At 47.4% G+C, this 8,183-nt stretch carries 5 protein-coding genes; 2 read left to right on the top strand and 3 right to left on the bottom strand.

All coding sequences use genetic code 11. The features are described 5' to 3' along the window. Positions 1–978 (bottom strand): ATP-binding protein (locus tag ACW6QF_RS10785; protein WP_456087829.1); only part of this gene is annotated, 978 nt, incomplete at its 3' end. 261 nt (positions 979–1,239) lie between these two features. Next, positions 1,240–1,404, bottom strand: a complete 165-nt coding sequence (locus ACW6QF_RS10780; protein ID WP_456087828.1) for a hypothetical protein — start codon at positions 1,402–1,404, stop codon at positions 1,240–1,242. Between the two features lie 266 nt (positions 1,405–1,670). Between ACW6QF_RS10780 and ACW6QF_RS10775 the strand changes: the two genes are divergently transcribed. Continuing rightward, positions 1,671–3,476 carry a PBP1 and LysM peptidoglycan-binding domain-containing protein gene (locus ACW6QF_RS10775; RefSeq protein WP_456087827.1) on the top strand — a complete coding sequence of 602 codons (1,806 nt, stop codon included), beginning with the start codon at positions 1,671–1,673 and terminating at the stop codon, positions 3,474–3,476. Beyond that, positions 3,473–4,135, top strand: coding sequence for a porin family protein (locus ACW6QF_RS10770; protein WP_298551781.1), 663 nt, complete (start codon positions 3,473–3,475; stop codon positions 4,133–4,135). Before ACW6QF_RS10775 ends, ACW6QF_RS10770 begins: the two co-directional genes overlap by 4 nt. Position 4,136: 1 nt before the next feature. On the opposite strand, the gene ACW6QF_RS10765 is transcribed toward ACW6QF_RS10770, so the two are convergent. Next, the gene (locus ACW6QF_RS10765) at positions 4,137–8,009 is read right to left on the bottom strand and encodes a hybrid sensor histidine kinase/response regulator transcription factor (RefSeq protein WP_456087826.1); all 3,873 of its coding nucleotides are present in this window, start codon (positions 8,007–8,009) and stop codon (positions 4,137–4,139) included. Between the last annotated feature and the right edge of the window lie 174 nt (positions 8,010–8,183).

Raw genomic sequence — 8,183 nt, 5'->3', positions numbered from 1 at the left:
CACACCGTCAAGCGTCTCGGCATCGGTCTCTTCATGCGCCAAACGGTCAAGATCGTAATGATTGCGTTTAAGAAGTTCCACTAAATAGGAGGGCGTACCCGTCGCAAACCAATAACTGCCAAATTCCTTTGCATCAAAAGTATTCAACAGGCTGAACGGATTATAAAGTCCCTCCGTATCAGCGGCGAAGTGATAACCATCGTAACGCCGTTTCAACTCTTGGCAAACGTTGTCGTAATCCATATTCAGAGAGTCGCCCAATTCATGCAATTCCGCTTCCAGATTTTCATACAACTCATTCTCCGTAATGCCGCATACTGCTACAAATTCCTTGCGCATCGATATGTCCTTCAGATTATTCAGGTCACTGAATACACTCACTTTGCTGAACTTGGTCACACCCGTCAGCATCGCGAAACGGATATAACCGTCAGCGCTTTTCATCACGCCATAGAAGGCTTTCAACAAACTGCGGTAAGCTTCCTGCAATTCCGCCCTACCGATTGCCTGCAACAAAGGTTTATCATATTCGTCTATCAAAATCACAACGCGTTGTCCGGTTTTCTCATAAGCATGCCGAATCACTTGATAGAAACGTTCCTCCGGCTTACGGTCTCCGAACGGACTATCATACGACTGTTCCCATATTTCAAGATATTTATTCAATTCAGCCAAGAGCGATTCCATATTTTCATATCGGCGGGCGTTCAAATCAAGATGCAGAACCGGGTATCGCTCCCAATCTGTCTCCAAACGCTCGATGGCCAATCCGGCAAACAGTTCTTTCTTTCCCTCGAAATAGGCTTCCAAGGTTGATAGCAACAAGCTCTTTCCGAAACGGCGAGGGCGGCTGAGGAAATAGTAACGGCCACTTGTCGCCAACTGATAGACAAGAGCGGTCTTGTCTACATAAAAATAACCGTCTTTACGAAGGCTCTCGAAATTCTGGACACCGATAGGATATATCTTGTTGCTCATGATTACGGTATTTAATTAAAACACTTGACAGACAAAGATACGTTTTTTTATGGATTTCCGAAATGTCGGGGAATATTAAATCATTTTCTACAATAACCCTCTTTTTTTCTATTTCACGAGAAAATAAAGGCGGATCCGATCTGTCTTTTATCTACCTATATGGCATTTTTTCTGACACACGGGCCAATCTTCTGCCGGGTTCGTCTAAACCGTGTTACACCTGTCAATCGATTCGTCCCGGTTCCTTTCATTCCGGAAAAGCTAAACTCCCGGAGAATCGAATAGTTGAGAAAACAAGAAGAGGATACGGGAATATGGCAAAGTGAACAAGGCTTTTTTCCGGGATTCCGGCAGCAGAATTCCGTGACGACCGTCTTCATCGCCGTGACGACCGTCTTCGTTGCCGCGAGCTGCCGAGTTCACCATGTATGAACATTGACTTCACGGCGATAAAGACGGTCGTCACGGGAATTTTCTGCGCAATTCATGGCAAGAAGTCCCCAAAACCACTTTTTTGGTCACAGCGACAATCGTCGGAGGACACTTGACAAAAGGGACTATGAGCTGTTTTTAAGCCGTTTTTTACAATAAGCCCATTATCGGGAACGCCAGATAAAGCACTTTAGCGACTTATCTATTATTACTCTCGTTTTTTGTTGTTATCTTTGCCCCTAAATAATCCAAATCAGCAAATGAATAAGATTAACATATATGTACTGACGCTCTTTCTGAGTCTGGCTGGTGTATCTGTCTATGCACAAAACAACCGATCACAAGTGGTTATTACAAGCGGACAAGACAATAATGTATTTTTTCATACGATAGAAAGAGGACAAACCGTTTACGCAATCGCTACCATGTACGGGGTTACGCCCGATGATATTTACCGGCTGAATCCGGACAGCAAAGAAGGGATCAAAGCAGGCGCCACCCTAAAAATCCCACAACGCGACATGGTTGGAAATACAGCTAAGAAGCAGGAAGGGAATTATATTTTCCACACCATCCAGCCCAAAGAAACCCTGTATTCATTATCCATTCGGTACACAGTTCCCGCTACCGCCATCGTAAAAGCGAACCCCGGATTGTCTACTTCCACTTTTACGATCGGCAAGACAATCCGTATTCCGGCAACGCAAGTGGAAGATTTGCCGACGACGGAGCTCAAGACCGTTACCAAAGAAATCGAATACACCGTCCAGAAAAAAGAGACCATGTACCGGATCTGCCGGAAATTCAATATTTCCAGCTACGAGCTGATCAAGCTTAACCCGAAATTGAAAGAAGGGGTCAAAGCCGGTATGGTAATTAAGATACCCGTGCAGGCCGAAGAGAATGTGACGACCGAACCGGCAACCGCCACGCTTTCGGAAAGGGATGTCAATGCATTGCTCTCGGAACCGAAAAGCATCGAGCGCGTCAACAGCGTCAAAGTGGCCTTGTTATTGCCGTTTATGACGAACGAAGCGACTCCCTCTGCGGAAACACAACGCTTCATCGAATATTACGAAGGTTTGTTGCTGGCGGTGGATAGCCTCAAGAATACCGGCTGCTCCGTCGACCTGTCGGTTTATGATACGGGAAACGGGACAAAGAAACTGAAAGAGATTCTGAAAGAGGGCGCACTCAAAGAAGCCAATCTCATTATCGGAGCCGTACAGAACGACCAGATCGGCCCGGTTGCGGAATTTGCCCAAAAGAACAACATCAAGTATGTGATTCCTTTCACGTCGAAGAATGACGACGTGCTGTCGAACGCATACGTTTACCAAGTAAATACGCCCCACTCCTACCTATATGCCAAAGCGGCTCAAGGCGGATGCGACCTGTTTGCCGAAGACAACATAATCCTGCTGAACATCAGGGACGGCAAGGATAAAACCGAGTTTATCAAAACATTAAAAGCCGAGATGAAACAACGGCAGATCCCATTTACCGAAATCGATTATACTGCCGAAACCCTGACAGCCGATGTCGACACGCTCCTCAGAACGGACAAACGGAACGTGGTCATACCGACTTCGGGTACATTGGAGGCTCTAAACAAAATCAAGTCTCCGTTACGTATGCTGGCGGAGACAAAGCCCGAATGCGGGCTGACCTTGTTCGGCTATCCCGAATGGCAGACGTACACGCGTGACTGCCTGGAAGATTTTTATGCCCTGAACACGTATATATACAGTAGCTTCTACGTAGACAACCTGTCGAAAGAGGTGGCTGACTTCTATACCAAATATAAAAACTGGTATAGCAAGAACCTGATCAATATATTCCCTAAATATGGTATTTTGGGATTCGACACCGGTATGTTTTTCATCGGAGCGATCAACAAGTACGGTTCCAACTTCGAAAATAATCTGGATAAGATTCATTACCAGGGCGTACAGACCGGATTCGATTTCCATCGCGTAAATAACTGGGGGGGCTTCATCAATACGAACATCTTTATTGTTCATTATCAGAGTGATTTCAATGTAACACGGAATGAAGTAAGATGATCAGGAAAGTTATTGCAACAGTTATCATAGGCCTTGTCGCCCTGAACGGCATCCAGGCGCAGGACAAGTTCAAACGGGAATTGTCTTTGGGAGCTTCCTTCGGTACGACCTTCTCCAAAGTCAGTTTTGCCCAGACGAAAGTGCAGCAGAATATGAAAATGGGCTATACGGGCGGACTTACGCTCCGGTGGATCACGGAAAAGAATCTCGGATTGCAGGCCGAACTGAATTTCATCCAACATGGATGGGATGAAAAGTTCGAGGACCAGCCGCAGTACAAATACAGCCGGACGATCAACTATTTTGAACTTCCGATCCTGACGCATATCTATTTCGGCAGTAAGCGTTTCAGGGTATTTGTCAACCTGGGACCTAAAATAGGCTATGCTTTCGGCGAGAAGACAGACGAGAATCTGAACGGAGCCAAGCCGAACACCGAAAACGAGCAGCACGACATGCCCGTCGAAAAGAAATTCGACTGGGGGTTATGCGGCGGACCGGGTATCGAACTCCGTACGGGAATCGGCTCTTTCCTGCTGGAAGGCCGTTATTACTATGCCCTTAGCGACATCTTCAACAGCCGTAAAGAAGATTATTTTTCCAAATCGTCTTCGCAGGTGATCTCGGCTAAGATCACGTATATGATCCCGGCGTTTTAAATCATAAGCCCTGTCTGTATTGTGAAGGCGCCACGCCGTAGATCTGCTTAAAGACTGTGCTGAAATAGCGTTGATGGGAAAAACCGGTTTTCTCCGAGACTTCCTGTATACTCAAATCCTTGTCGGCAAGGAGGCGGACGGCTTCGGCCATTCTGAACTTGTTGATATAATCGCCTATGCTGATGCCGGCAAGCAGTTTCAGTTTATTGTAAAGCGATGCGCGGCTCATGGCCATTTGTGCAGCGACAAACTGCACGTCCAGGTCCGGATTGGTCAGGTTGCTGCTGATCAGGTCATTCAGTTTTCGCATGAATTTTTCGTCGGCATTGCTGATCGTATCGGTTTTAGGCGAAACGATCTGTTCGGCTTCCTTATAACGATTCCGGATAGTCTCACGGCTCCTAAGCAGGTTGCGCAGGACAACAAGCAGGAAAGCAAGGTCGAACGGCTTCGGGACATACATATCGGCCCCTAATTTATATCCCTGTACGGCACTTTCATTATCGGTACGCGCCGTCAACAGGATAACCGGAATATGGCTGATCTCCACATCGCTCTTTATACGGCGGCATAATTCGAAACCGTTCATATAAGGCATCATTACATCACTGACTACCAGGTCGGGAAGTTTCGCCTGAATCATTTCAAGCGCCTGCCGGCCCTCTTCCGCGACATAAACTTCCTTGAAATATCCGCTCAATTCATCTTTCAGGTAGTCACGCAACTCCGGTTCATCCTCTACGACCATAACCGTATATCCGCCAAGCGGATAGTCACTGGCATCAGGTATCTCGACATCGGAAGTCTGAAGCAACTGGGACATATACGGCCTTGCCTCTATAGAAACGGACGTATTCTCCAGGGGCAGTTCGAAAAAGAAGGTCGCTCCCCGCCCTTCATTTGCCTGTGCACCGATATTCCCTCCATGCATTTCAACCAGCATCCGGGCATACGACAATCCGATGCCGCTCCCTTTCCGGTCATGTTCGCCCTGATAGAAACGGGTGAACAGGCGATCGATCTCTACATGGTCCAGTCCGAGACCTTCATCCGACAGGGATATGCGAACATAGTCCGGTTTACGGCGCGTAGACAGGACGACGACGGTATTCGGCTCGCTAAACTTCAGGGCATTCATTAACAGGTTGGACAATACGATCTCACATTTGGAGACATCGAAAGGCACTTCTCCCAGCGATTCGTCAAAATCATAAACCAACCGGATATTCCGGACCTGGAATTCAAGGGCAAAGTCGCCTGATATTTCCCTCAACCAGTCGTTAACGGATTGCCTGGTCAGGTTCAACGATTCACCTCCGATCTCCATCTTGCGGACATCCAGCACCATATTAATATTATCCTTGATCCGGCGCGTCTGCCTGAAAATACCGGTCAACAAACGCAACAACTTGTCGTCTTTCACCTCTCCCGACGCAAGCAACCGTTTCAAAGGGGCATATATCAAGGTAAGGGGCGTGCGAAGCTCATGACTGATATTGATCAGAAAACGAACCCGGTCTTCATACGTCTTCCGCTCATGTTCCTTGATCGCCCAGACCATTTTACGCTCCTTTTTCAATACCGCCAGCCAGGCTGTCAGTGCAGAGCCACCCAGAATCAGCAAGACCAGCAGGATCAGGAATCCGGTCGTTTTCCACCAGGGAGGGGTAACCGTTATTACCAGCAACTGAACCGGGGCGCTCCAGTCGCCATTCCTTTTATTGCAGGACACCCCGATATGGTATTCACCGACAGAAAGGGCATGGAAGGAAATCGTATGGCCGGACCGCTCGATCATTTCATTCTGGCTGCCTTTTATGTAATAACGAAACAGTTTTTTCCGCATCAAATCGTTTTCCTTTACGATGATACGGGCATTCAAAGATGTATAATTCCAGGGGATTGACAACCTGTTGTTATCTCTTATCACATCGGAACCGACTGAAATACCATCGAGTTCCACATCCAGCAAATTGATCGAAGGGTCCGCTTCCTCCGGGAAAGGCACATTGTTCCGTATATAGACCAAACCGTTCACTCCGGCCATATACAGATCACCCGAAGCTGTCAGCAAAGGCGGTTTGAACAAATACTCATTGGCATAAACACCATCCGACTCTCCGAAAACGACCGTTTTCCCCTCTTCGGGAATATAAGCATATAGCCCGTTATGAGTCCCGATCCAAAGCCTTCCCTGCCTGTCAACTCCCAACGAGCTTGTACCGGCAAAACGGTTCTCTTCTATAGCCGTAGTCCGCTTTGTCGCCGGATCATACCGGTACAGGCCGGAAGAGGTCCCCAACCAGAAACCGCCAGCCTTATCCCGACACGCCGCACCGATCGTCCCGATCGAATCGGGCGGAGTATAAAAGACACGCATGGAGCCGTCTTTGTGGTCCAGCGCCAACAGGTTGGACAAACTGCGCAAATACGCGACCGGCCCGTCTCCGGGCACCTTCATAAGAGCGGAAAGCACCACGCCTTCCTCCTTACACCTTATTGCATCCAAACGTCGTGACAGTTGGTCGTACAAATAGACGCTATCGGAATAAATATAAAAACGTTCTTTATCCAGGCGGTCCAAATGTACAGCCAGGCCAAAGCGGAACAGACGACGGGATTCTCCGGCATCGGCAATGACATATTCGTGAAGTTCTCCGGTCTCTTTATGAAACCGGTACAATCCCCGGCTGAATATCGAAAGCAATAGCTCGTCTTCATCATATTCAACGATCGAAACCACCTTTTTGCCGAATGTCGCAGGATAATGCCGGAACCGACCGGTTCGCGGATCAAACCGATTGATGCCGTCACCGTCAGTACCCAACCACAAAATATGATCCCGGTCCTCATACAAGCTCGTCACGGTCTTATAGCTCAACCCACCGGTCGAATTAAGGGGCACACTCCCATAAGTATAGAGATTAATCTCCTTCATGCCGATCAGTCCGCCCCGGATACTGCCCGCCCACATGTTCTTCTCCTGATCACTGTAAAGACAACCAAAAGAATTGACCGGCAACGAATTATTATCTCCGGCAACATGAGCGATCACACGGACAGTCTGTTTTTCCGGATCATAGATATTAATGCCTCCCCCATCTGTCGCCAACCACAGTTCACCGTCTCTTTCCTTAATATCCAAGACGACATCGTTATTCAACAGATTACCTGTATTCAGATGATAACGTTCCTGTCCCTCAGGTGTATATCCATATACCCCGTCCGCATATACCGAAAGCCAGATATCTCCCGACGAAGCCAGGCATACGCTCGTGACTTCTTTTGCCGGGATAAAGGGAATCCGCTCCAGCTTGCCTGTTGCAAAATGATACCACCATAGTCCGTTACGGCGGCAGACAAGCAGCACGATCTGCTTTTGTTTATCATACATATAGGCATGCGTGAAGACGGAAGTAATCTTTTCAGGCCCGTTGACCGGTAAAACCGTAATCCGGTTATCGGCATAAGAATAAGCGAAAGCCGTTCCCGCTCCAAAGAACAGGATCCCATTATCCGTCACCACCGAACTGCGCACATGCAAAGGCAAACCGGCAAATGTGATACGCACGAACCTGTCTTTGCTACCGTCATACCGGGCCAGTCCCCTATCGGTTCCGATCCAGATATTATGGCGAAGGTCTTCCGTCAAGAAAATGATAGTATTTCCGGGAATAGAAAAAAGATGATCCTTATCGCTTTTATAAGACATGATCCTCTCACGATCGAAACGGTTCAAGCCGAAATTCGTCCCTATCCAAATGACTCCCTGGTGGTCGCTCAACACACAATTGACCGTCGATTGCGAAAGGCCGTCTTTCAAGGATATCTGCTTGAAATAATAATTAGGAGTCTCTGCTTGTGTAGGAAACATACATAAGAATAGGCCAAATAATATGACAAGCAGCTTTTTCATGTAGCAAACTTACATAAAAAACTAAATTTATAAGCGTGTTCAATAAAAATAAAGACCACTCCGTTCGTTCATAGTTCGAGATTCCCGAATATTTAGTATCTTTCAAGTGCCAACCCAAAATAGTACTAATTA

This window comes from Parabacteroides sp. (assembly GCF_977054455.1).
The sequence above is the reverse complement of the archived record's forward strand: the minus strand, read 5'-3'. Positions and strand labels throughout refer to the sequence as shown.